This window comes from Sulfuricystis multivorans, assembly GCF_003966565.1.
In the GTDB taxonomy this organism is placed as follows: Bacteria; Pseudomonadota; Gammaproteobacteria; order Burkholderiales; family Rhodocyclaceae; genus Sulfuricystis; species Sulfuricystis multivorans.
Genome location: NZ_AP018718.1, coordinates 2,210,794 through 2,235,270 on the forward strand (window position 1 = coordinate 2,210,794; position 24,477 = coordinate 2,235,270).

Below are 24,477 nucleotides of genomic sequence, written 5' to 3' on the forward strand. Positions count from 1 at the left end.
TTCCTTGCAGAAGCGAGCTTAGTCTTCGAGGTCGCGCGGCGGATTGCCGTCATGGATCAGGTTGCGACGCCGCTGCAGGTAACCATCGCGCACATAGCTGTATTTGTCGAGCGCGGCTTCCTCGATCACCTTGTCGGCCGGCAACAGATCGGCGCGGTTGTCGATCACCCGCAGGGCCAGCAAGGAATTACGCGTTGCGACATCGCTCAGGTTGGCGACCGGATCGGTCTTGACGTCGAGCACCAGCCCGACGGTATCGCGCACCGTGCGGGGACCGAAGAACGGGATCACGACGTAGGCGCCATCGCCCACTCCCCAGCGGCCGAAGGTCTGGCCAAAGTCCTCCTCGTGCTTTTCGAGCCCGGCCTCGCTCGCCACGTCGAACAGACCGAGGATGCCGATCGTGCTGTTGATCACGACGCGTCCGAAGTCGGAGAGCGCCTGCTCCGGCTTGCCTTGCAGAAGATTGTTGACGCCGATGAACAGGTCGGCGATGTTGCCGAAGAAGTTCGTCACACCGGTGCGCACCGGGGCGGGCAGCACGGCATCATAGCCCTTGGCGACAGGTTTGATCAGCACCGTGTCGAGGCCATCGTTGAAGGCGAACATCGCGCGGTTGAAGCCCTCAATCGGGTCTTTCGGATCGCCAGAAGTGGCGCAGCCGCCGAGCATCCCTGCCAAGAGCGCCGCCAACAGTGCAGTTCTGAAGCGCTTTTTCCGCTTGTCCTGTTTCATCGCATGCACCCCTTGCTCATTTCTTGTTGTTGCCTTCGTCTTCCTGCGCCTTGTTGAACATGAACTGACTGATCAACTTCTCCAGCACCATCGCCGACTGTGTTTTCTTCACCATCTCGCCCGGCTTGAGCATTTCGCTGTCGCCGCCGGGCTCGAAACCGACATACTGCTCGCCCAGTAGACCCGAGGTGTTGATGGTCGCGAAGGTGTCGCGCGGGAACTGATAGCGCTTGTCGATGTTCAGCCCGACCAGCGCCGTATAGGTTTCGGTATCGAAACGGATCTCGCCGACACGCCCGACCACGACGCCGGCACTCTTCACCGGCGCACGCACCTTGAGGCCTCCGATGTTATCAAAGCGCGCCTGCAAGGCGTAGGTCTCACCGACGTCCGTGGCGGTCAGGTTGCCGGCTTTGAGGGCCAAAAACAACAAGGCGCCGAGGCCCAGGGCAACGAAAATCCCCACCCAGAGATCGATCGTGGCTCGATTCATCACTCACCTCTGAACATGAAAGCGGTCAAAACGAAATCGGCGGCCAGGATGGCCAGCGAGGAGGTCACCACGGTGCGCGTGGTCGCCCCGGATACACCCTCGGCGGTCGGTTCGCAGTCGTAACCCTCGAATACGGCGATCCAGGAAATGATCGCTCCGAACACGACGCTCTTGATCACCCCGTTCAGGATGTCCTGCCGAAAATCGACGGCGGCTTGCATCTGCGACCAAAACGACCCGGCATCGACGCCGATCAACTGCACACCGACCAAATAGCCACCGAAGATGCCCATCGCAGAAAACAGCGCAGCCAAGAGAGGCATCGACACCACGCCCGCCCAGAAGCGCGGCGCGACGACGCGCGCGATTGGGTTGACGGCCATCATCTCCATCGCCGAGAGCTGTTCGGTCGCCTTCATCAGGCCGATCTCGGCGGTGATCGCACTACCGGCGCGGCTAGCGAACAAGAGTGCGGCCACCACGGGACCCAGCTCCCGTACCAGCGAGAGCGCGACGAGAACGCCCAATGCCTCGCTCGACCCGTATCGCTGCAAGGTGTCGTAGCCTTGCAGGCCGAGCACCATGCCGACGAACAGGCCGGAGACGAGAATGATGATCAGCGAGAGCACCCCGCTGAAATAGATTTCCCGGATCGTCAGGTGCAAACGCCTCAGCGCCGTGCCGGAATAGAGCACGGTCATCAACAGGAAACGGCTGGCAAAACCCAGCCGCCAGAGGCGGTCGGTGACGAAAGCCCCTAGGCGGCGCAAAAGCTCGAGCGGCTTCATGTCCACCACGGCCTCGGTCGGTTCGGCTGTTCCATCAATTCTTCCCCATAAGGACGCGCAGGATAGTGGAAATTGACCGGCCCGTCCGGCTCGCCCCAGATGAACTGGTGCACGAAGGGCTCCTGGGAATTGCGGATGTCTTCAGGAGTGCCCTCGGCGACCACCTTGCCATCCGCCATGAAGTAGACGTAATCGACGATTTTCAGCGATTCCTGGATGTCGTGCGTGACGACGATCGAGCTGATACCCAACGCATCGTTGAGCTTGCGGATCAATTCGCCGATGATCGACAGCGAAATCGGGTCGAGACCGGCAAACGGCTCGTCATACATGATCAAGAGCGGATCGAGCGCGATCGCCCGCGCCAGTGCCACCCGCCGCGCCATGCCGCCGGAGAGCTCGGCGGGCATCAGATGATGGGCGCCGCGCAAGCCGACGGCGTTGAGCTTCATCAGCACGAGGTCGTGGATCAGGTCTTCGGGCAGGTCGGTGTGCTCGCGCAGCTGGAACGCCACGTTGTCGTAAACCGTCAGATCGGTAAAGAGGGCGCCGAACTGGAACAGCATGCCCATGCGCCGGCGCAGGCGATAGAGGCCTTCATCGTCGAGCTCATGCACCACCTGGCCGGCGACACGCACCTCCCCGGAAGTCGGCTTGAGCTGCCCGCCGATCAGCCGCAAGGTCGTGGTCTTGCCGCAGCCGGACAAGCCCATGATCGCCACGACCGCCCCACGCGGGATCGTCATGTTGATCCCGGTCAACACCGGCCGGCGGTCATAGGCGAAATTGAGGTCGCGGATAAGGACGGGCGGATCGGTCGTCACAGACAGTTGGCATGAAAAAATAAGTAGCGGATTATATACCTGCGTCCTGTGCAGGCAGTTCGGCACACCGCGGGCCATCATGCAGAGGTTTTTCGTCACCCCCTGAATCGTCACGGTAAGATTGACACTATGAGCCAAGCGAATGGCAGCCAGCCAACCTTGCTGATCGTCGATGACGATCCGTTGATCACCGAAACCCTGGGGTTTTATCTAGAGAAAGACTTCCGGGTCACGGTGGTTGGAGATCGTGGCCAGGCGATGCAATGGGTGAAGGAACAGGCGCAGCCGCCGGAACTGGCGCTCGTCGACCTCGGCCTGCCACCAGCTCCGCATCGGCCAGAGGAAGGTTTTGCGCTGATCAGCGAATTGGTCGCCAGCGCGCCGCGCATCCGCATCGTCGTCCTTTCCGGACAAAACGACAGCGCCAATGCCCGCCACGCTCGTGTGCTGGGGGCCCTGGAATTCGTCGCCAAGCCCATCGCTCCCGACCGTTTGCGCACGATGCTGTTACGGCTCGTCGAAATCCCCGCGGATTCGCTGGCCGGCGGCGAAGTGCCCCTGCTCGGCGACAGCCCGCCGATGCAGAAATTACGCCTGCAATTGCGGCAATACGCCGATGCACCTTTCCCGGTGCTGATCGAGGGAGAGTCCGGCAGCGGCAAGGAGCTGGCGGCGGCGGCGCTGCACAACCTGTCGGCGCGCAAATCCCAACCTTATGTGACCGTCAATTGCGCGGCAATCGCGCCGACGCTGGTCGAAGCGGCGCTGTTCGGCCATGCCAAGGGCGCATTCACGGGCTCGGCCGGCGCCCGCAGCGGCTTTTTCGAGGATGCTGGCAGCGGCACATTGCTGCTCGACGAAGTGGGTGAACTGCCCCTCGAACTGCAACCGAAGCTGTTGCGCGTGCTCGAAAACGGCGAATATCAGCGTGTCGGCGAAACCCAGGCACGTCGTTCGCTGGCACGGGTGATCGCCGCCACCAACCGCGACCTGAAAAGCGAGGTACGGCAGGGCCGCTTTCGCGCCGATCTCTACCACCGCCTGTCCGTGTTCACGGTCACCCTGCCGCCATTGCGCGAGCTGGGCCACGACCGGCTGCTCCTGCTCGATCATTTCCGCCGCCAGATCACCGCACAGCTCGGCCAGCCGCCCTTTGCGCTGAATCCCGAAGCCGAACGGCTCTGGCTCGGCTACGTTTTCCCGGGCAATGTCCGTGAGCTGCGCAACATCGTCATCCGTCTCGCCGCCCGGCATCCGGGACAAACCATCGACGCCGCCACGCTCGCCGAGGAATTCGATCCGCACCAGTTCGCCACCCCGTCCGCCGACCGGGAAGCGATGATCGAGAACGCTTGCCGCACCCTGAAGGAGCAGTCGGGCAGGTTCAGTCTCGATGCCCTGCTGCTTGGCTGGGAAGAGGCCTATATCGAGGCGGCTCGCCGGCTGGCGAACGGCAACATCAGCCAGGCCGCTCGGCTGCTCGGCATCAACCGCACCACGCTCTACAACCGCATCGACACGCTCGCCCGCGAACGGTCCAACGATCCGTCGCCTCACCGTTGATCCGCGCAATGTATCTCGAACACTATGGCCTGAGCGAACCACCGTTCCGCATCACGCCGCACACCGATTTCTTCTTCGCCGGCGCCAACCGCGGCGCGACGCTGGAGGCGCTGCTCTACGCGATCAGCCACGACGAAGGCATCGTCAAGATCAGCGGCGAGGTCGGCAGCGGCAAGACGATGCTCTGCCGCGTGCTGATGGAGCGCCTGCCCGCCAGCGTCGTGGTCATCTATCTTGCCAACCCATCCTTGTCGCGTGAGGACATTCTCTACGCCTTGGCCGACGAGCTCGGCATTCCGCCTCTTGACAACTGCCGGCCCGCGACGGTGATGCGCGCCTTGCAGGAAAAACTGGTCGCGTTGTACGCCGAGGGCAAGCAGGTCGTCGTATTGATCGACGAGGCGCATGCGATGCCCGTCGAGACGCTCGAGGAGATTCGCCTGCTGTCGAACCTCGAATCGAACCGTCACAAGCTGCTGCAACTGGTGCTGTTCGGCCAGCCCGAGCTCGATGCGACGCTCTCACGTCCCGACATGCGCCAGCTGCGCGAACGGATCACGCACAATTTCCGCCTCGAACCCCTCGTCCAGACCGACATCGCGGAATATCTCGATTTCCGCATGCGTGCCGCCGGCTACCGCGGCCCCAGCGTTTTCACGCCGGAAGCGATCGGGCGTATCGCCAGGGTCTCCGCCGGGCTGACGCGGCGCATCAACATTCTCGCCGACAAGGCGCTTCTCGCTTCCTTTGCCAACGGCAGCCATCAGGTGGGCAGCCGGGAAATCGAAGCCGCCATCCGTGATGCCGAGTTCTCCGAGTTGCCCAAGTCGAGCCGCCGGCCGCGCGCCAGCCATGCGCTGTCATGGGCGAGTGGCGGCGCAGTGGTTGTGCTCTTCGCGCTCGCTGTCTGGCAGTATCTTTTCCGACCCACTGAACCGAGTGTCACGCCACAGACCAATGCCACTTCTCCGGACCCTTCTCAAATGAGGCTGCCTGCCACGCCTGTAGAGTCTGGCATTCCAGGGGAAGCCGTCAGCACGACGCCCTTGCTCGACAAGCTGCTGGAGGAAAGCCGCCCTTGGCTGCAATCCGTGGCCAGCGATCGCTGGTTCATCCAGTTGTTCACAGCCATCGATGCCAACGATCCCACTCAGGTGGAATCCTTTCTGGCAAACATCCGCAATGCCGGTCTGGAGATGGGGCAGGTGCGGGTTTATCGTCTGACCAGTGGCGATAAACCACGTTATGGCATCCTGTATGGGGATTATGTTTCGCGCCAGGAAGCCGTCAATGTTTTGAATACACTGCCATCCGAGGTGAAGCGATATCGCCCCTACCCTCGCCAGGCACTCCGTCTGAAATTGGAAGGCAAGACCATGAACAAAGACTGACCTCTGAGGATATTCAGATGGTTGCTCATACCCCTGCCGATGCTAAGATCATTGGAATTTCTCATTCCCGCTAGCACCGGCCATGAAAAAACCGTTTTCGATCGCCCTGCTCGCACTTTTGCTCGCGGCCTGCAGCAATGCCCCGATCCAGCCACCAGGCGACAATCATTTGCGCGCGGAGAAAGTAGTCGGCGCTGGCGACACGGCACCGATTCCCCCACCCGTACGGCAAACCATCGCGTTGCCGAAGCCGAAACCTGCCGCCAAGACGGAAACCTACAGCGTGGTCGTCAACAACGTGCGAGTGCAGGAGCTCCTCTTCGCCTTGGCGCGTGATGCGAAACTCAATGTCGACATCCATCCCGGCATCGAAGGCACGGTGACGCTGAACGCGATCGACCAGACGCTGCAGCAACTGCTCAACCGCATCGCCAAACAGGCCGACATTCGCTGGGAGCTCGACGGGCCGAATCTGGTCGTCATGCCGGATACCCCTTTCCTGCGGACCTACAAGGTCGACTACGTGAACATGCAGCGGGATACCAACAGCACGGTCATCGTCAATTCGCAAATCGGCGCAGCGGCAACTGGAACACCCACCGCGTCGACCATCAGCCAGGGCAACAACTCCCAGACCAAGATCGAAAACAAGACTCACAACCGCTTCTGGGAGACCCTCGAAGCAAACATCAAAGATCTCTTGCGCGAAACCGACAAGATCCTGCCCGCCGGTTCGAGCGAGACGGTCATCGAACGCCTCGACGAGCAATCGACGACGGGCACCGGCGCACCGCCACCACCGACCCGCGGCAACACCGTACCCAATCTGGCGGCCAGCCCCAATCCGGCATCGCTGCAGCAAAGTGGGGTGACCGTCACGCGCCGCAGCACCTTCCGCGAGGCGGCCTCCGTGATCACCAACCCCGAAACCGGCATCATCACCGTGCGCGCCACCAGCCGTCAGCATGAAAAGGTGCGCGAATTCCTCGATCAGGTGATGAGCGCCGCCCAACGTCAGGTGCTCATCGAAGCGACGGTCGCCGAGGTCGAGCTCTCCGACAACTACCAACAGGGCATCGACTGGCGGCTGCTCAGTCGCAGCCTGGCGGCAGCTGGCGCGATCGACGGCAATATGGTGGCCCAGGCCGCCACTGGTTTGATCACCCTACAAAGCACCCGCCGCAGCGGCACGTTCCAGGCGACCATCAAGCTGCTCGAAGACTATGGCAACGTCAAAATACTCTCCAGCCCCAAACTTTCTGTGCTGAACAACCAGACCGCGCTGCTGCGTGTAGTGACCAACAACGTTTATTTCACCGTCAAGTCGGATGTCGCCGCCGGCGTCAACGGCTCGGCGCCGGTCAAGGCGATCACGACGACCCCACAAACCGTCGCCGTCGGTTTCGTGATGGCCGTCACGCCACAGATCAGCGACGGCAATACCATCACACTGAATGTCCGCCCTTCGATCACCAGTATCGTCGATGCGGTGAAGGATCCCAACCCGGACCTGAGCATCGACAGTCTGATTCCGGTGATCCGCACGCGCGAGATGGAGTCCGTGCTGCGCATCGAAAGCGGCAACATCGCCGTGATGGGCGGCCTGATGGAAGACAAGCTCGATTACAAGAACCAGGGGCTGCCCGCGCTATCCGGCCTCCCCCTGTTCGGGCCGCTGTTCCAGCAACGGAACGATACGCGCAAGAAAACCGAGCTGGTCGTCTTCCTGCGGCCCGTCATCATCAAGGATGCCAGCTTGCAGGGGGATTATGGCGATTATCGCCACTTGCTCCCCGCCAAGGATTTTTTCGAAAAGGGCAACCTCGGCCCCCCTCAACCTGAGCTGCCCACGAGCAAAGGGGGGTGACCGTCAGTGAGTTTGTTGATGGATGCGCTGCGCAAGGCGGAGCAGCAAAAACAACAGGCCGAAGCAGGTGGCCGAATACCAGCCGAACTGCGACATGATGGGCTGGCGCTCGAACCTTTGCCGGCCGAGCCGAAGCTGACTGGCACTGCCAGCCAGCTCGCCAACGATGGCGGCAGGCTGCCGGAATTGCCCAAACGGATGGAAGAACTCGATGAACAGTTTTTTACCGCTCCTCCCCCCTATGCAAAAGTCATCGGGGCACGCGGCGCGGCCCCGCGGCCATCTCCAGCGGGCAGCAAAGCGGTGACGGATGCCGACCGATCGAGGGCGCAGAATCTATTCGCCGCCAAACAGTCCAATCCTCCCGTAGGACGAGGTTTTGCAATCAGTGTCGGTATCGGTACCCTGCTTGCAACCGTGGCCATCGGCGCCTATTTCTATTGGCAACTGCAGCCCAAAGGCGGCTTGTCGGTAAGCCCTGCCCTGATGGCCAGCCCTTCGCCTGCAACAGCGCGGCGGATGCCCGATAGCGCCGCCGTCACTGCGCCGACGGGCCCAATGCAGACCACACCACCGACGTCCGCCCTGCCGAGCGACGGTGCAGCAATACTGCCGCTGACCATTTCTTCGCCATCATCTGCTGCGCCGCAATCCAACGCCACCCCAGGAAAACGCCGTGCGTCCAAGATGGCCGAGCATCCTCGTCAGCCGGATACCGCCTTGGCGGCAACCTCACTGCCGGACAATCCAGTACGGCTGAGCAAGCAGACCGCAAGGATCGACGACTCGCAGGAAACCGCCTACGCCGCTTTCAATCGTGGCGAATATGAGCTCGCCCGCACGCTTTGGCTGAAAGCACTCCGTAACGACGCCCGCAACCTCGATGCTCTGCTCGGTCTGGCCGTCCTCGCGCAGCATGAAGGAAAACCGGATCTGGCTGAAAAGCTGTATCGACAGGCGATCGAGGTCGACCCCAAAAACCCAGTCGCCAACGCCGGGCTGCTCGCGGTCAGCCCGCCCAGCGATCCCAGGCTTGCAGAGAGCCGTTTGAAGAGTCTGCTGGTCGAACAACCCGATTCGCCGCATCTGTATTTCGCGCTTGGCAACTTGTATCTTGCAGAATCGCGCTGGGCGGAAGCGCAACAAGCCTTCTTCAAAGCCCATGTCGCCGATCCCGGCAATGCCGACTATCTCTACAACCTGGCGGTCAGTCTCGATCACCTGCACCAGGATCGTCTGGCCGCCGAGTATTACGCCCGCGCGCTGGCCGCCAGCCGTTCGGGACGTCCTGCCGCTTTCGATCCCGCCCAGGCTGAGACACGCTTGCAGGCGCTCCAGGCAGCCCAGGGCCGCTGAACCGGGTTCATATGGATACGGCGCAATCGGTCAGGAACACCACAGCTCAGCGCCAGCCCATCGGTCAGGTTCTGATCGCCCGGGGTGTCATCAGCGAAGACCAGCTGCGCATCGCGCTGCTGGAGCAGATGAAATCCAACCTACCGGTCGGCAAGCTGCTGGTCAACCTGGGCTTCGTCTCGGAAGCTACGTTGCGCGACGCCCTCGGCGAGTCGCTGGGGCAGAAATCGATCGACTTGTCACGTGCCACGGTCGATCCAGCGGCGCTGCAGCTCGTGCCCAAGGAAGTGGCGCGCCGTCATCGCCTATTGCCTCTCGACTATGTCGCGGAATTACACAAGCTGACAGTGGCGCTCGCCGACCCGAACGATCTCGTCGCGCTCGACAAGCTGCGCGCGCTGATCTCGCCCGACCTCATCATCGAGACGGTGTTGGCCGGAGAATCCGAAATCGCGCGCGCCATCGACCAGCACTACGGCTACGAACTCTCGATCGACGGCATCCTCCACGAGATCGAAACGGGGGAAATCGATTTCCGCAGCGTTGCTTCCGCGGCGGACGAATACAGTCAGCCTGTCGTGCGCCTGATCGATGCGCTGCTCACCGATGCCGTCAAACGCGAAGCCTCCGATATCCATTTCGAGCCGGAGGGGAGCTTCCTGCGCATCCGTTATCGCATCGACGGCATCCTGCGGCAGATCCGCGCGCTACACAAATCCTACTGGCCGGCGATGGCAGTGCGCCTGAAAGTGATGAGCGGGATGAACATCGCCGAAATGCGCGCCCCTCAGGACGGCCGCATTTCGATGTCGATCGGCGGACGTGACATCGATTTTCGCTGCTCGGCCCAGCCGACCATTCATGGCGAAAACATGGTGTTACGCATCCTCGACCGCCAAAAGGGGATCGTGCCGCTCGACCGCCTCGGTCTCGAAACCTGGCAGCTCGAACTGTTACGCCGCATGCTGGCGCGCCCTGAAGGGATCATCCTCGTCACCGGCCCCACCGGTAGCGGCAAGACGACCACGCTCTACTCGATGCTCAACCACATCAATGCCGAGAGCATCAACATCATGACGCTGGAGGATCCGGTCGAATACCCGATGGCGATGATCCGCCAAACCTCGATAGCCGAGGCCGCCAAGCTCGACTTCGCCAACGGTATCCGCTCGATGATGCGCCAAGACCCCGACGTGATTCTGGTTGGCGAGATCCGCGATGCAGATACCGCCGCCATGGCCTTTCGGGCAGCGATGACCGGCCATCAGGTGTTCTCGACGCTGCACACCAACTCGGCGCTCGGTGCCATCCCGCGCCTGCTCGATATCGGCGTGCTGCCCGACATCATGGCCGGAAACATCATCGGTGTGATCGCTCAGCGGTTGGTGCGCAAACTCTGTCCACATTGCCGCAAGCCCTACACGCCTGGCAACGAAGAGCTGCGCCTGCTGGGTATCGAACAAGTGCGGCCGCTGCCGGTGCTCTACCATCCAGGTGGCTGCGAGCGCTGTGACTTCCAGGGCTACCGTGGACGCATCGCGATCATGGAGATCCTGCGCATGGACGACGATCTCGACGATCTGATCCTGCGTCGCGCCACGCATCGTGAGGTCCGCCTGGCCGCCGCGGCAAAGGGCTTCCGCACGCTCGCCGATGACGGCCAGCGGCGGGTCCTCGAAGGCATCACCTCGCTCGAGGAAGTCATGCGGGTGATCGATCTGACCGAGCGGATGTAATGCCCCTGCACGCCTACAAAGCGATGGACCAGACCGGCAAGATCGTGCAGGGCAGCATGGATGCCCTGAATCTCGTCGATCTGGAAATGCGCCTCAAGCGCATGGGCCTCGACCTCATCGATGGCTCTCCGGTCAAACGCGGAAATTTTGGCGGCAATCGGATCGGCCGACGTGAGCTGATCGCTTTCTGTCTGCATCTCGACCAGCTGATGCGTGCCGGCGTGACGATCATCGACAGTCTGACCGATCTGCGCGACAGCAGCGACAATCCTCGTTTCCGAGAGGTGTTGGCCGACCTGATCGAAAGCGTCGAGGGTGGCAAGACGCTTTCGCAGGCGCTGGCCGCGCACCCGCGCATTTTCGATGGTGTGTTCGTCAGCCTGATCCGCGCCGGCGAGGAAACCGGCAAGCTGCCGCAGGTGCTGCACAATCTCACCGAATCCCTCAAGTGGCAAGACGAGCTCGCGGCGCAGACGAAGAAGCTCCTCACCTATCCCGTGTTCCTTCTCGTCGTCGCGGTGCTGGTCACCCTGTTCATGATGCTCTATCTGGTACCGCAAATGGTGGGGTTCCTGAAGAACATGGGCCAAGCATTGCCGCTGCATACCCAGCTGCTGATCGCCACGTCGAATTTCTTCGTCCATTACTGGTATCTGCTGTTGGCGGTTCCGATCATGATAGGAGTGGTGCTCGCCACGCTGGTGCGCACTCGCCCGCAGGCGCGACTGCGCCTCGATGCACTGCAACTGTCGCTTCCCTGGCTCGGCGAGATTTTCAAGAAGATCATCCTGGCGCGCTTCGCCAGCGTATTCGCCATGATGTATGCCTCTGGCATTTCCGTGCTCGACTCGCTGCGCATCATCCAAGATGTAGTCGGCAATGCCGTCATTCGTCAGGGTTTGCAGCGTGTCGCTGCGATGATCGGTGAAGGGCAGAGCATCACCGCCGCGTTCCAGAATGCCGGCATGTTCCCTCCCCTGGTGATCCGCATGCTACGCATCGGCGAGAACACCGGTTCGCTCGACACGGCGCTGACGAATGTCAGCTATTTCTACACGCGCGACGTGCGCGAATCGATCGGCCGCGTCCAGTCATTGATCGAACCTGCTCTGACGATCATCGTTGGCGCCGTCCTCGGCTGGGTGATGCTCGCCGTGCTTGGGCCGATCTATGATGCGATTGCCAAGTTGAAAATCTGAACATGCCGCAGCGCCGCGTCCTTTTTTTCGATAACTCGCGTCTGGCCGCCTACTGCGTCGTGCGCGGCGAGGTGCTGCACGAAGCAAATTTCGCCGGTGATGACGCCGGGCGAGCGGCATTCGGCAGTTATCTTACTGAGCACCGCCACAGCCTATTCATGCTGCTGGCCGACACCACCGAGGAAAGCTACCAGGCCGAGGACGTTCCCTACACGACGGGCAAGGATCGGCAGGCCATCATCCGGCGCAAGCTTGCCCAGCATTTTTACGGTACACCCTACGCCGTCGCCCAGTCACAGGGACGGCTGAAAACCGGACGGCGTGACGAGCGCCTGCTGTTGATGGCACTGACCCAACCGCAACATCTCGAGCCCTGGCTTGGCGAATTTCGCCGCAGCCAGGCGATTCTCGCCGGCATCTATGCGCTCTCCCAAACCGTCAGCGGCTTGCTGCCCGCCAAGCCGCCGGCACAAGTGATGCTGCTCACGCTGACCCATGCGGGTTTGCGGCAGACCTTCTTCGACGCCGGCCGAATGCGCTTTTCGCGCCTGACCCCGCTGATCCACGATGCCACCGACGCGCTGGCCGCCGCAGCAGCGAGCGAAGCCGTCAAAATGCATCAGTACCTGGCCAGCCAACGTCTGATCGAGCGCGACCAACCCCTCACTACGCTGATTCTGGCGCACCCGTCCGATACTCCGGCCATCCGCGCCCATTGTCAGAACAATGCCAGTCTGCGTTTCGACATTCTCAACCTGCTAGAAACCGCTCGCCGTGTCGGGCTGCGCACCACGCTTATCAGTTCTCAGGCAGATGCGCTGTTTTGTCACCTGCTGGTAAGACAACCGCCGCGCGAACAGTTTGCGCCGGCAGAAGCGCTCGGTTTTTATCGCCTCTGGCAAGCCCGGTTCGGACTGAGAACCGCCGGTGTCTTGATTCTCGCCGGTGGCATCCTGTTTGCCGTCAACCGTGGCCTCGACATTCTGAAGCTCCGCGACGACATCGAACAGACCGGCTTCCAAGCACGGCTCTATCAGGAACGCTATGCGACGATGCTGCAGGCTTTGCCCAGCATTCCGATCAGCCCGGACGATCTGCGTCTGCTCGTCGACCGTTACGACCAGATCGTGCTGCGCGCCCAAGGTCCCGCGCCGTTGCTGGCACAGATCAGCCGCTCGCTCGATGCCTTCCCAGCCATCAGCATCGACAAAATCGAATGGAGCATCGACGAGCAAATGCCCACCCTTCCTGCCGACGGCATCGCCTATGTTGACGGCAAAACGGCCCCGGTATCCCAGTCGCTGCGCGGCCCCTTTGCCCAGGCCGAAATCGTCGCCCGGCTACCGCTTGCGATGGTGGGCGATCAGCGCGGACAACTCGCCGTGGTGGCCGATTTCCTGAAGCATCTCAGTGTTCAGCCCGACACGACGGCCATCTTGATGCAGCCACCGCTCGACACCCAGTCGGGCAAAACCCTCAAGAGTAGCGATGAAAAAGGCACGCCTGAGGCTCCCCGCTTCGTGTTTCGTGTAATCCACAAGCTCTGATCATGGACGATAGCTCGATTCTCGGGGCAAGAAAACTGATCGGCAGCCTCTCTTTCCTGCTGCTGTCGATCCTCGTTGCGACTGGCATGGCTGGCTGGGTCATTCAGGCCGGCAAGGAAGCGGAGCGCACGTTACTGCGGGCTAAGTCGCAGCTGGCCGATAGCCGCAATCGTGTGGCACGGGCACAGGAAGACGAGCGGGAGATCCGTGCCCGAATCGACCGCTATCGAGCGCTGATCGAACGCGGTCGCACTCAGCCGGAACGCCGGCTCGACTGGGTCGAGGCGCTGCGCAGCATCAAAGAGAAACGGCGCCTTCTGGGCATGGAATACGAAATCGCCCCACAACGGCCGCTGGATCCGAAACAGCCCGTCACTGGCGGTTATGCTTTTCTGGTCAGCCCGATGAAGCTCGACCTGCAACTGCTGCACGAAAACGATCTGCTCGGACTACTTGCCGATCTCTCGGCGGCGGTACCGGCGCTGATCAGCGTGCGCCATTGCACGATCGAACGCCTGCCCCCCTCTACCGAGCCACAAACAGCCCAACTGAAGGCCGCCTGCGAGATCGACTGGATCACCCTTCAGGAGAAATTATGAGGCTCCTGCGACTCATACCGTTCTTGCTCCCCGCCCCCCTCGCGCTCGCAGCGAGCACGGCATGTGCAGAGACCACTGCGCTAAGCGAGCCATCCCTCGGTCGCTTGTTTCTGACGCCCGAATGGCGCGCTGCGCTCGAACGACAACGTCAAATGAACATCCAGCAAACACGCAGACTGGAAGGCGATAGGGTGCGTCTCGATGGCTTGGTGGTGCGATCTTCGGGCAAATCGACCGTCTGGATCAACGGCCAGCCACAGACCGAAGGCGCTTACGAGACGGGCGTGACGACCAAGGTTTCACGCCAACATCCCAGCCGTGCCACGCTTTCCACCGGGGCGACTCCCTCTGTCGAGCTGAAGGTTGGCGTTACTTTCGATCAGTCGACGGGCGAGAAGGCCGGCGGCCTCGCCGCCGGCGAAATCCGCGTCCATCGGAAGTAGAAAGTCGGCGATGGCGGCACGGCACATGCGGCGATTCCAGCAGGGTGCCGCGCTGCTGGTGTTTTTGATATTGCTGGTCATGGCCACCTTGACCGTCCTCGTCAACCGTCTGACGGCTGAATCGATGGAGGCCCTGCGGCGCGAGAAGACCACCACGGCACTCGCACAGGCACGCAATGCGCTGCTCGGCTACGCGCAAACCTTGCGCGACAGGAAACCTGACCAGGTCTATGGCTATTTGCCACTACCGGATTTGGGTAGCTCGCGCAATCAGAATCTCGATCCCCTCTGCCTCGATGCAAGTGGTAAAGCTCTGGAAGGCTGTGACGCCAATTTTTTCACCGGGTTGAGTTTCGATGCAAAAGGTATCGGCCCGACGGTGATCGGCAGATTTCCCTGGCGCACATTGGGCACCGGCCCGCTGCGCGACGGCGATGGCGAATGTCTGTGGCTGATCGTCTCCTCATTACACAGCCGTATCCTGCGTGCCTCCCCGCCGCCCCAACCGCCGCCAATGAACTGGGACACGCTCGGCCAGCTCGACACCGTCGTCGCCAACGGCTCGGCCTCGCTCAACAGCATCCTTGCCAGCCCACACGATCAGCCGGTGGCGATCATCTACGCGCCAGGACCGCCTCTGCCTGGACAGGATCGCAGCCCGTCGGCCGCGGATGACGTGACCGAGTGCGGCGGCAACTACGACGCGAGAAACTATCTCGATCCAGTCGTCGCCTCCGCGCTGGGCGGCATCACGAATTATCTCGGTGGCCCGAACGCTGCCAGCGGAAGCACCGGTGACTCCGATCCGGCCAACGATCCGGATGTCCCGAAACCGATGCACATCGGAGGCAAGATATTTGCCTCCGCCGGCAACTTCCTGCCCGATGTCTGCACCGGTACGAGCTGTGATCTGCTTGCCAACGACCGCGGCATACCCATAACCTCGGACACGCTTTTCGGCGCCCTGCGCAAGAACACCGGCTTCCGTGCAGACATCAATAGCCTGCTCGACCGGATCGTCGGCTGCCTGCGCGATGAAATCGCCGCTGGCGCCACGCCTGGCACCGGCAAAATCGCTGGTGCCGACAACAATGCCTGCTACGGGCAGAACGTCCCGCCGATCGCTTACTACCCGCATTGGCGCGAGATGATTTTCACCGCTGCACCTGCAACGGTGAATGGCTCATCCTGTGCCGGTGCCGTGCTGTTCGCCGGCCAGCGCGGCCCTGCTCAAGTGCGAGTCACGCCGGCCGACAAAGCCAATCCCGCGAACTATCTCGAAGGCGGCAACCTGACCGCTTTCGTCTCTGGCATGCACAACTTTTCCGGGCCACCCCTGCTCGAACGCATTGGCAACTGGCAAACTGCCGAACAGGACATCATCCGTTGCATTCCTGCCTCGGCGAGCCTGAACACGGTGACCTCACCCGCACTCAATGCACTGGGCGGGCAGATCGTTGCCTATGATCCCTCTACACGCACCCTGACATTGGGGCGATTGTTCTCGATCTCCCGTTCTCAGCGCGCAGCCAATTTCAGCCGTTTTTTCGGCTGCAGCTGGACGCCCGAAACACACCCCCTTGGCAGCGGTCTGCGCAGCTACTTTAGGTTCCGCATTCTCGACAGAGGCGAGGGCTTCACCTTTGCGATCATCGACGCAGACCGCAACGGTGCCGATGTCTGCGGTGCCGCGGGGGGACATCTCGGCTATTCTGGCAACAACGTCCTCCCCCCCCGTATCGTCGAACCCAAGATCGGCATCGAAATCGATACGGCACGGCAAGTCTCTCGCAACGACCCCGCCTATATCGGAGGACACTTCGGCATCGTCTATTGGGGCGACAGTCCGGACACTGACGACAACGTGCACGGCGTTCCCGTCTTGACGACGGCCATTCGGCCTCCGCCGCAGAATCCACCTGCACCCCTCTCACCGGCCCAAGGAACGGGCATTTACAAACTCGACGCCAATCTCAGCCAAACGCCTCTCAACCAAGACATTCATGTCCGAGTCGAACTGACCCGTATCGCGTCCGACTCCGCCAACCATAGCTCAGGCTGGCTGTTGGAAGTCTGGCTGCTCAAGGAAAGCAGCACCACCGCCAACCAGATCGCGGCGATGAAAGACACCACCCGCCCAATGGCGCAGCTTGCTCCGGGCTTCGTAGCCCACCTGCGCGACACGCCGACTCTATTCGATCTTCAAGGCGGCTTTTGCACCAGCGATGCCGATTGTGCTGCGGGCTATTCCTGTTCAACTACCGACCAGCAGTGCTACGCTCCCGCCCTGAAAAATGTCAGGCTTGGGTTCACCAACGCCCAAAGCACTCGCGCCCATGACCAACTCATCACCATCAAAGACTTCTTCACGACATGGCTTCCATGAAACGTGCCGTTCCACCAGCGCCGACTCTTGCGATGTGCGGCTTCACCCTCACCGAAATGGCGGTGGTGCTGGTCATCGTCGCCCTGCTGATCGGCGGCATGATCCTGCCGCTCTCCACCCAGATGGATCTTCGCAACGTCGCGGAAACCCGCAAGCAACTGAGTGACATCGTTGAAGCGCTCTATGGTTTCGCCGCCAGTCATCCCGCCAGCGATGGCCGCCCCTATCTGCCTTGCCCGGACACCGATGGCGATGGAATAGAAAACCGCAGTGGGGGAAGTTGCGCGAACCAAGAGGGCAAGCTACCGTGGTCTACTCTTGGTTTGGGCCGCCAGGACGCCTGGGGAAATCCATTCCGATATAGAGTCACCGCCTCCTTTTCCAACAGCATGACCGGATTCACTCTACTCACGGGCGGAGACATGCGGGTCTGCACGACAGGTGCCTGCATCGCCACCCTAGGCACTCAACTTCCTGCCGTCATTCTTTCGACCGGCAAAAACGGCCTCGCCACCCCCACCGATGCCGATGAGCTTGCCAATCTCGACGGCAATACGGATTTCGTCATGCATGATTCAACCAATGCGACAAGTTTTGACGATCAGGTCGTCTGGTTGCCACCGACCATCTTGTTCAATCGCATGGTGACCGCCGGCCGTCTGCCTTGACACATACGCTGCCAGCGAACATTGACCTCGATAGCAAAAGTTATTATCATGCGCGGTTCTTCAAAACGTTATCTCTGGAGTCCAACATGTATGCGGTCATAAAAACCGGTGGCAAGCAATATCGCGTGGTCGCCGGCGAAAAAATCAAGGTAGAACAGATACCGGCTGATGTGGGCACCGAAATTTCCCTGGATCAGGTCATGATGGTCGGCGCTGGCGAGAGCGTGAAGATTGGTAATCCGCTCGTCTCCGGAGCCACTGTGACTGCAAAGGTGATTTCGCAAGGCCGCCATCCCAAGGTGAAGATTTTCAAGATGCGGCGGCGCAAACATTATCAGAAGCATCAAGGGCATCGCCAGAACTATACGGAATTGGAAATCAGCAGCATCAATGCCTGATTTCGCGGTTTAGGAGCAGACCATGGCACACAAAAAAGCAGGCGGCAGTTCGCGTAACGGCCGTGATTCCGAATCGAAACGCCTCGGCGTGAAGCGCTTTGGCGGTCAGCTGGTGGCTGCCGGCAACATCATCGTTCGCCAACGCGGCACCCGGTTTCACCCCGGTGAGAACGTCGGTATCGGTAAAGACCACACCCTTTATGCCAAGACTACCGGGATCGTGAAGTTCTGCGTCAAGGGGCCGATGCAGCGTCACTACGTCACCATCGAACCCGTCGCCTGAATCTTGGCTGGATCGTTTCATAAAGCCCTGTCCGGCTGGATGGGGCTTTTTCTTTTGCTCACATGAAATTTTTCGACGAAGCGCTGATTTCTGTCAGCGCGGGTAACGGCGGCAATGGTGCGGTCTCCTTCCGCAGGGAGAAATACGTCCCGCGCGGGGGCCCCGATGGTGGCGATGGCGGCCGCGGAGGAAACGTCGTCATGGTTGCGGACCGTAACCTCAATACGCTGATCGATTACCGATATACGCGTGTCTTCCGTGCCGAACATGGTCAAAATGGTCGGGGCGCAGATTGTTATGGCAAGAGCGGTAGCGATCTCATACTGCGCGTACCGGTCGGCACCATCGTCACGGACATGGCGACCGGGGAAACCGTTGCCGATCTCGATCATGACGGTGCCACGGTCATCGTGGCGAGAGGCGGCATCGGGGGTTTGGGAAATCTCCACTTCAAATCGAGTACGAACCGTGCGCCTCGTCAATCTACTCCTGGATCTCCCGGTGAGTCCCGAGAGCTCAAACTTGAGCTCAAGATACTCGCCGACGTGGGTTTGCTCGGTCTGCCCAATGCTGGGAAGTCAACCTTCATTCGCGCGGTATCCGCAGCCCGGCCGAAAGTGGCTGACTACCCATTCACTACCTTGCATCCCAATCTCGGTGTCGTCAGGGTGGCAGAAAACCAAAGCTTCGTCGTCGCCGATATTCCTGGCCTGATACGCGGTGCATCCGAAGGCGCAGGGCTGGGTCACCGTTTTTTGAAGCACCTCCAGCGTACTCGGCTTCTGCTACACCTGATCGATATTGCACCACCCGACCCTGCTGCCGATCCGGTCGCCGATGCGAAAGCAATCGTTCAGGAACTGCGCAATTACGACGAAGACCTGTTTCGAAAACCGCGCTGGATCGTCCTCAACAAAATTGACCTGATCCCTGAAGATGAACGCGAGGAACGGCTGAGCACGATACTGCATGGACTCGGTAACCCATCGCCCGCCTTTACCATCTCCGCCGCAACCGGCGAGGGATGTCAGCAGCTTTGCCAACGAATCATGCAATTTTTGTCCGCAACAGATCATGCGTAACGACATCGCCCAATGCCGCCGCCTCGTCGTCAAGGTTGGCAGCGCACTCGTTACCAATAACGGTGCCGGCCTTTCATCCGAATTCATCTCCGACTGCGCACGACAGATCGCACAGCTTCACAAAGCCGGCCGGCAGATTTTGCTCGTTTCTTCGGGGGCGATAGCCGCAGGAATGCAACGGCTGGGCTGGACAAAACGCCCCCATGCCATCCATGCGCTGCAGGCCGCGGCCGCCGTTGGTCAAATGGGACTGACCCAGGCCTATGAGTCCTTTTTTGCCCAACACGGACTAACCTGCGCACAGGTTCTTCTCACTCATGATGATTTGGCAGATCGCCGCCGTTATCTCAATGCCCGCTCCACTCTCAATACCCTGATCGATCTTGCCGTCGTACCGATCATCAACGAAAATGACACCGTCGTCACCGAAGAAATCAGATTCGGGGACAACGACACCCTTGGTGCCTTGGTCGCCAACCTCGTCGAGGCGGAAGCCTTGGTCATTCTCACCGATCAGCAGGGGCTCTTCACCGCAGATCCGCGGCTTGATGCCAATGCCACACTGATTTCGGAAGGAGACGCCGAAGACCGCATCTACGAAGCGATGGCCGGGGGCGCCGGCACCGCCATCAGCAAGGGAGGAATGATCACCAAGGTCAAAGCGGCGCAACGCGCAGCCCGTAGTGGCGCTCACACCTTGATCGTCAGCGGCCGCGAACCCGATGCGTTGCTCCGTGCCGCTCAGGGCGAGTCAATCGGCACCTGCCTGCGCGCACATCAAACGCCGCTTGCGGCGCGCAAACAATGGCTTGCCGATCACTTGCGTGTGGCGGGATCGGTTGTGCTGGACGATGGCGCGGTCGAGGCTCTCCGCCGCGGGAAAAGCCTACTGCCGATCGGGGTTCGTGAGGTTCGAGGCGAATTCGACCGCGGCACGGTCATTGCCTGTCTCGATGGTAATGGCTGCGAAATTGCCCGCGGATTGACAAACTATCCAAGCAATGAAGCACGCAAGATTGTCGGTCGTCCAAGCAGTGAGATCGAGTCCTTGCTGGGTTACATGGATGAATTAGAACTCATCCATCGCGATAACTTGGTGCTGATCTAGCCCAATAGTCCATCCAACCATCGGATCGCACAGCTATTCCGAGTCTGTGTAAACAGGAAAGCCCGCTGATGATCAGCGGGCTTCTCTTTTTAAACGCCCCGCCGGGTTGTGGAGGCGGGGCGTTGGGGAAGGGGGTCTGGTGTTGACCTACTTTCTCGCCCGGAGGGGGGCAATATCATTGGCGCGGTCTCGTTTCACGGTCCTGTTCGGGATGGGAAGGGGTGGTACCGAGACGCTATGGACACCAGACTGAAACTGGGGTGAATTGGGTGGGGGGTGGAAGAAGTGTGGGGGGTAGTGATGGTTGTGCTGTTGGGGCACAACGGGGTTGGCGTTGTGCGGGATTGTCGTTGTGGTGACAAGGTTATAGGGTCAAGCCGCACGGGCAATTAGTACTGGTTAGCTCAACGCATTGCTGCGCTTCCACACCCAGCCTATCAACGCGGTGGTCTTCCGCGACCCTTTAGGGGGATCGAGTCCCCGGGAGATCTCATCTTGGGGCGAGTTTCACGCTTAGATGCTTTCAGCGTTTATCTCTTCCGTACTTAGCTACCCGGCGATGCGACTGGCGTCACAACCGGTCCACCAGAGGTACGTCCACTCCGGTCCTCTCGTACTAGGAGCAGCCCCCCTCAAATCTCCAGCGCCCACGGCAGATAGGGACCAAACTGTCTCACGACGTTTTGAACCCAGCTCACGTACCACTTTAAATGGCGAACAGCCATACCCTTGGGACCGGCTACAGCCCCAGGATGTGATGAGCCGACATCGAGGTGCCAAACTCCGCCGTCGATGTGAACTCTTGGGCGGAATCAGCCTGTTATCCCCAGAGTACCTTTTATCCGTTGAGCGATGGCCCTTCCATACAGAACCACCGGATCACTATGACCTGCTTTCGCACCTGCTCGACTTGTGGGTCTCGCAGTCAAGCCGCCTTTTGCCATTGCACTATGAGCACGATGTCCGACCGTGCCTAGGCGACCTTCGTACTCCTCCGTTACCGTTTAGGAGGAGACCGCCCCAGTCAAACTGCCTGCCATGCACGGTCCCCGACCCCGATTCAGGGGCCCAGGTTAGAACCTCAACGACACCAGGGTGGTATTTCAACGTCGGCTCCAGCGAATCTGGCGACTCGCCTTCACTGCCTCCCACCTATCCTACACAAGTCCCGTCAAAGTCCAATGCAAAGCTACAGTAAAGGTTCATGGGGTCTTTCCGTCTAGCCGCGGGGAGATTGCATCTTCACAAACATTTCAACTTCGCTGAGTCCCAAGAGGAGACAGTGTGGCCATCGTTACGCCATTCGTGCAGGTCGGAACTTACCCGACAAGGAATTTCGCTACCTTAGGACCGTTATAGTTACGGCCGCCGTTTACCGGGGCTTCGATCAAGAGCTTGCACCCCATCACTTAACCTTCCGGCACCGGGCAGGCGTCACACCCTATACGTCGTCTTTCGACTTGGCAGAGTGCTGTGTTTTTGTTAAACAGTCGCAGCCACCGATTCTCTGCGACCCCTTTCCGCTTCGCCCGCAAGGGACTACACGTACTCGGGGCACACCTTCTCCCGAAGTTACGGTGTCAATTTGCCGAGTTCCTTCTCCTGGGTTCTCTCAAGCGCCTGAGAATTTTCATCCTGCCCACCTGTGTCGGTTTGCGGTACGGTCTTCGTCATCCTGAAGCTTAGAGGCTTTTCCTGGAAGCAGGGTATCAGTCACTTCGCGGTCAAAGACCACTCGTCATCACGCCTCGGCTTAGCCCTCCGGATTTGCCTAAAGAGCACGCCTACACGCTTAAACCAGGACGTCCAACACCCGGCTGACCTAACCTTCTCCGTCCCCCCATCGCAGATGACAAAGGTACAGGAATATTGACCTGTTTCCCATCGACTACGCCTTTCGGCCTCGCCTTAGGGGCCGACTCACCCTGCGCCGATGAACGTTGCGCAGGAAACCTTGGGCTTTCGGCGAGCGGGCTTTTCACCCGCTTTATCGCTACTCATGTCAGCATTCGCACTTCTGATATCTCCAGCAGCCCTCTCGAGCCACCTTCACAGACCTACAGAACGCTCCCCTACCACGCACATTGCTGTGCATCCGCAGCTTCGGTTATTGGCTTGAGCCCCGTTACATCTTCCGCGCAGGACGACTCGACCAGTGAGCTATTACGCTTTCTTTAAAGGGTGGCTGCTTCTAAGCCAACCTCCTGGCTGTCTATGCCTTCCCACCTCGTTTACCACTTAGCCAATCATTGGGGACCTTAGCTGGCGGTCTGGGTTGTTTCCCTCTCGTCACCGGACGTTAGCACCCGGTGACTGTCTCCCATACATCACTTGCCGGTATTCGGAGTTTGCTATGGCGAGGTAGATCTCAATGACCCCCCCAACCATTACAGTGCTCTACCCCCGGCAGTGTCCATATGAGGCGCTACCTAAATAGCTTTCGGGGAGAACCAGCTATCTCCAGATTTGTTTAGCCTTTCACCCCTATCCACAGCTCATCCCCTACTTTTTCAACAGTAGTGGGTTCGGACCTCCAGTGAGTGTTACCCCACCTTCATCCTGGCCATGGATAGATCATCTGGTTTCGGGTCTACGCCCAGCAACTCATTCGCCCTATTCAGACTCGGTTTCCCTACGCCTCCCCTATCCGGTTAAGCTCGCTACTGAACGTAAGTCGCTGACCCATTATACAAAAGGTACGCAGTCACCCTTGCGGGCTCCCACTGTTTGTATGCATGCGGTTTCAGGATCTATTTCACTCCCCTCCCGGGGTTCTTTTCGCCTTTCCCTCACGGTACTGGTTCACTATCGGTCGATCACGAGTATTTAGCCTTGGAGGATGGTCCCCCCATCTTCAGACAGGATTTCTCGTGTCCCGCCCTACTTGTCGCAAGCTTAGTCCCACTGCCGGGTTTTCGCGTACGGGGCTGTCACCCTCTATGGCCAGCCTTTCCAGACTGTTCCACTAACGCAGCAGCTATCTCTTGCAGGCTCTTCCGCTTTCGCTCGCCACTACTGACGGAATCTCGGTTGATTTCTTTTCCTCGAGGTACTTAGATGTTTCAGTTCCCTCGGTTCGCCTCCATGTCCCTATGGATTCAGGACAGGATGACCCTGCATACAGCGCTCTCTTTCACACAAACCAACCGCTTCGCTCCACAAAGCCTGTTTGCTTTGTGGTCGCTTTTGCTGTGCGTCGCACAGCGAAAGCGCAAACAAACGCTTTGGGCTATCCAACCTTTGGACTGCCTCCAAGCCTGTTTGCTTTGTGTTTGCTTTTGCTGTGCGTCGCACAGCGAAAGCGCAAACAAACGCTTTGGGCTATCCAACCTTTGGACTGCCTCCAAGCCTGTTTGCTTTGTGTTTGCTTTTGCTGTGCGTCGCACAGCGAAAGCGCTCTATGCAGGGCCGGGTTTCCCCATTCGGACATCTCCGGATCAAAGCCTGTTTGCGGGCTCCCCGAAGCTTTTCGCACGCTACAACGTCCTTCATCGCCTGTGATCGCCAAGGCATCCACCACATGCACTTCGTCGCTTGACCCTATAACGTTGTCACCCGACTCCCGCCAGGCCACGCTACAGGCACAACTCGTGCTTGTTCCACTTCCATCGCTGGTTCAGGATGGAAGCGAAGATTGCAATCACTACCCATGCCGGTCAGGTACCAGGGTTCAGAAACCAGGAATCAGACTTCCCCAGCTCCCTACCGTGATTACCTCACCAGCACCTTCACTTCTTCCAAGTTGTTAAAGATCTAACAGCCTCCGTGACCAAAAATCACGCATCAAGATTCAGACTTTCCATCTGATCCCTGATCCCTGATCTCTGTTATGGTGGAGGTGAACGGGATCGAACCGATGACCTCCTGCTTGCAAAGCAGGCGCTCTCCCAACTGAGCTACACCCCCTCTCAAGGTGGTGGGTCTGGTTGGGTTCGAACCAACGACCCCCGCCTTATCAAGACGGTGCTCTAACCAGCTGAGCTACAGACCCGCTGCCGCTTTCAAACAACC

General features: G+C 60.0%; 19 protein-coding genes, 2 tRNA genes and 2 rRNA genes. 15 read left to right on the top strand and 8 right to left on the bottom strand.

Annotated features, from left to right (window positions below; translation table 11 throughout):
- Window positions 1-18: 18 nt before the first annotated feature.
- From EL335_RS11085 to EL335_RS11100, 4 genes are read right to left on the bottom strand one after another with little or no spacing between them, the layout of a single operon-like run.
- The gene (locus EL335_RS11085; RefSeq protein ID WP_126446899.1) at window positions 19-735 is read right to left on the bottom strand and encodes an MlaA family lipoprotein; all 717 of its coding nucleotides are present in this window, start codon (window positions 733-735) and stop codon (window positions 19-21) included.
- Window positions 736-751: 16 nt separating this feature from the next.
- Complete coding sequence (mlaD, locus tag EL335_RS11090) at window positions 752-1,228, bottom strand: outer membrane lipid asymmetry maintenance protein MlaD (protein WP_126446901.1); 477 nt, start codon at window positions 1,226-1,228, stop codon at window positions 752-754.
- Entirely contained in the window at window positions 1,228-2,016 is a 789-nt protein-coding gene (gene mlaE, locus EL335_RS11095; RefSeq protein WP_126446903.1) for a lipid asymmetry maintenance ABC transporter permease subunit MlaE, read from the bottom strand. Before mlaE ends, mlaD begins: the two co-directional genes overlap by 1 nt.
- Complete coding sequence (locus EL335_RS11100) at window positions 2,013-2,840, bottom strand: ABC transporter ATP-binding protein (protein ID WP_284155348.1); 828 nt, start codon at window positions 2,838-2,840, stop codon at window positions 2,013-2,015. The genes mlaE and EL335_RS11100 overlap by 4 nt, the downstream gene beginning before the upstream one ends.
- Before the next feature lie 129 nt (window positions 2,841-2,969).
- Between EL335_RS11100 and EL335_RS11105 the strand changes: the two genes are divergently transcribed.
- The 15 genes from EL335_RS11105 (at window position 2,970) to proB (ending at window position 20,466) form a co-directional block, all read left to right on the top strand.
- Window positions 2,970-4,403, top strand: a complete 1,434-nt coding sequence (locus EL335_RS11105) for a sigma-54-dependent transcriptional regulator (RefSeq protein ID WP_126446905.1) — start codon at window positions 2,970-2,972, stop codon at window positions 4,401-4,403.
- 8 nt (window positions 4,404-4,411) lie between these two features.
- Window positions 4,412-5,794, top strand: a complete 1,383-nt coding sequence (locus EL335_RS11110; protein ID WP_126446907.1) for an ExeA family protein — start codon at window positions 4,412-4,414, stop codon at window positions 5,792-5,794.
- Between the two features lie 82 nt (window positions 5,795-5,876).
- Complete coding sequence (locus EL335_RS11115; RefSeq protein WP_126446909.1) at window positions 5,877-7,661, top strand: pilus (MSHA type) biogenesis protein MshL; 1,785 nt, start codon at window positions 5,877-5,879, stop codon at window positions 7,659-7,661.
- Between the two features lie 198 nt (window positions 7,662-7,859).
- Window positions 7,860-9,017, top strand: a complete 1,158-nt coding sequence (locus EL335_RS11120; RefSeq protein ID WP_172600090.1) for a tetratricopeptide repeat protein — start codon at window positions 7,860-7,862, stop codon at window positions 9,015-9,017.
- Between the two features lie 11 nt (window positions 9,018-9,028).
- A complete protein-coding gene (locus EL335_RS11125) occupies window positions 9,029-10,753 on the top strand; it encodes a GspE/PulE family protein (RefSeq protein WP_126446913.1) in 1,725 nt (574 codons plus the stop codon).
- Window positions 10,753-11,952: a type II secretion system F family protein gene (locus EL335_RS11130; RefSeq protein WP_126446915.1), complete on the top strand. Its 1,200-nt coding sequence runs from the start codon at window positions 10,753-10,755 to the stop codon at window positions 11,950-11,952. Before EL335_RS11125 ends, EL335_RS11130 begins: the two co-directional genes overlap by 1 nt.
- 2 nt (window positions 11,953-11,954) lie before the next feature.
- The gene (locus EL335_RS11135; protein WP_126446917.1) at window positions 11,955-13,499 is read left to right on the top strand and encodes a hypothetical protein; all 1,545 of its coding nucleotides are present in this window, start codon (window positions 11,955-11,957) and stop codon (window positions 13,497-13,499) included.
- 2 nt (window positions 13,500-13,501) lie between these two features.
- On the top strand, window positions 13,502-14,098 hold the full coding sequence (locus EL335_RS11140; RefSeq protein ID WP_126446919.1) for a hypothetical protein: 597 nt from the start codon (window positions 13,502-13,504) through the stop codon (window positions 14,096-14,098).
- A gap of 152 nt (window positions 14,099-14,250) precedes the next feature.
- Entirely contained in the window at window positions 14,251-14,541 is a 291-nt protein-coding gene (locus EL335_RS11145) for a hypothetical protein (RefSeq protein ID WP_126446920.1), read from the top strand.
- A gap of 10 nt (window positions 14,542-14,551) precedes the next feature.
- The gene (locus tag EL335_RS11150; protein WP_126446922.1) at window positions 14,552-16,927 is read left to right on the top strand and encodes a hypothetical protein; all 2,376 of its coding nucleotides are present in this window, start codon (window positions 14,552-14,554) and stop codon (window positions 16,925-16,927) included.
- A complete protein-coding gene (locus tag EL335_RS11155) occupies window positions 16,924-17,595 on the top strand; it encodes a type II secretion system protein (protein WP_284155349.1) in 672 nt (223 codons plus the stop codon). The genes EL335_RS11150 and EL335_RS11155 overlap by 4 nt, the downstream gene beginning before the upstream one ends.
- Before the next feature lie 86 nt (window positions 17,596-17,681).
- On the top strand, window positions 17,682-17,993 hold the full coding sequence (rplU, locus tag EL335_RS11160) for a 50S ribosomal protein L21 (RefSeq protein ID WP_126446924.1): 312 nt from the start codon (window positions 17,682-17,684) through the stop codon (window positions 17,991-17,993).
- 22 nt (window positions 17,994-18,015) lie between these two features.
- Window positions 18,016-18,276, top strand: a complete 261-nt coding sequence (gene rpmA, locus EL335_RS11165) for a 50S ribosomal protein L27 (RefSeq protein ID WP_126446926.1) — start codon at window positions 18,016-18,018, stop codon at window positions 18,274-18,276.
- A 62-nt stretch (window positions 18,277-18,338) separates the two neighbouring features.
- Complete coding sequence (cgtA, locus tag EL335_RS11170) at window positions 18,339-19,358, top strand: Obg family GTPase CgtA (protein WP_126446928.1); 1,020 nt, start codon at window positions 18,339-18,341, stop codon at window positions 19,356-19,358.
- Window positions 19,351-20,466, top strand: a complete 1,116-nt coding sequence (proB, locus tag EL335_RS11175; protein ID WP_126446930.1) for a glutamate 5-kinase — start codon at window positions 19,351-19,353, stop codon at window positions 20,464-20,466. The genes cgtA and proB overlap by 8 nt, the downstream gene beginning before the upstream one ends.
- 134 nt (window positions 20,467-20,600) lie before the next feature.
- Here the strand turns inward: proB and rrf are convergent.
- The 4 genes from rrf to EL335_RS11195 form a co-directional block, all read right to left on the bottom strand.
- A 5S ribosomal RNA gene (rrf, locus tag EL335_RS11180) occupies window positions 20,601-20,715 on the bottom strand.
- 119 nt (window positions 20,716-20,834) lie between these two features.
- Window positions 20,835-24,006: ribosomal RNA gene (locus tag EL335_RS11185) — 23S ribosomal RNA — on the bottom strand.
- A 290-nt stretch (window positions 24,007-24,296) separates the two neighbouring features.
- Window positions 24,297-24,372, bottom strand: a tRNA-Ala gene (locus EL335_RS11190).
- Between the two features lie 8 nt (window positions 24,373-24,380).
- A tRNA-Ile gene (locus EL335_RS11195) sits at window positions 24,381-24,457 on the bottom strand.
- Window positions 24,458-24,477 lie beyond the last annotated feature (20 nt).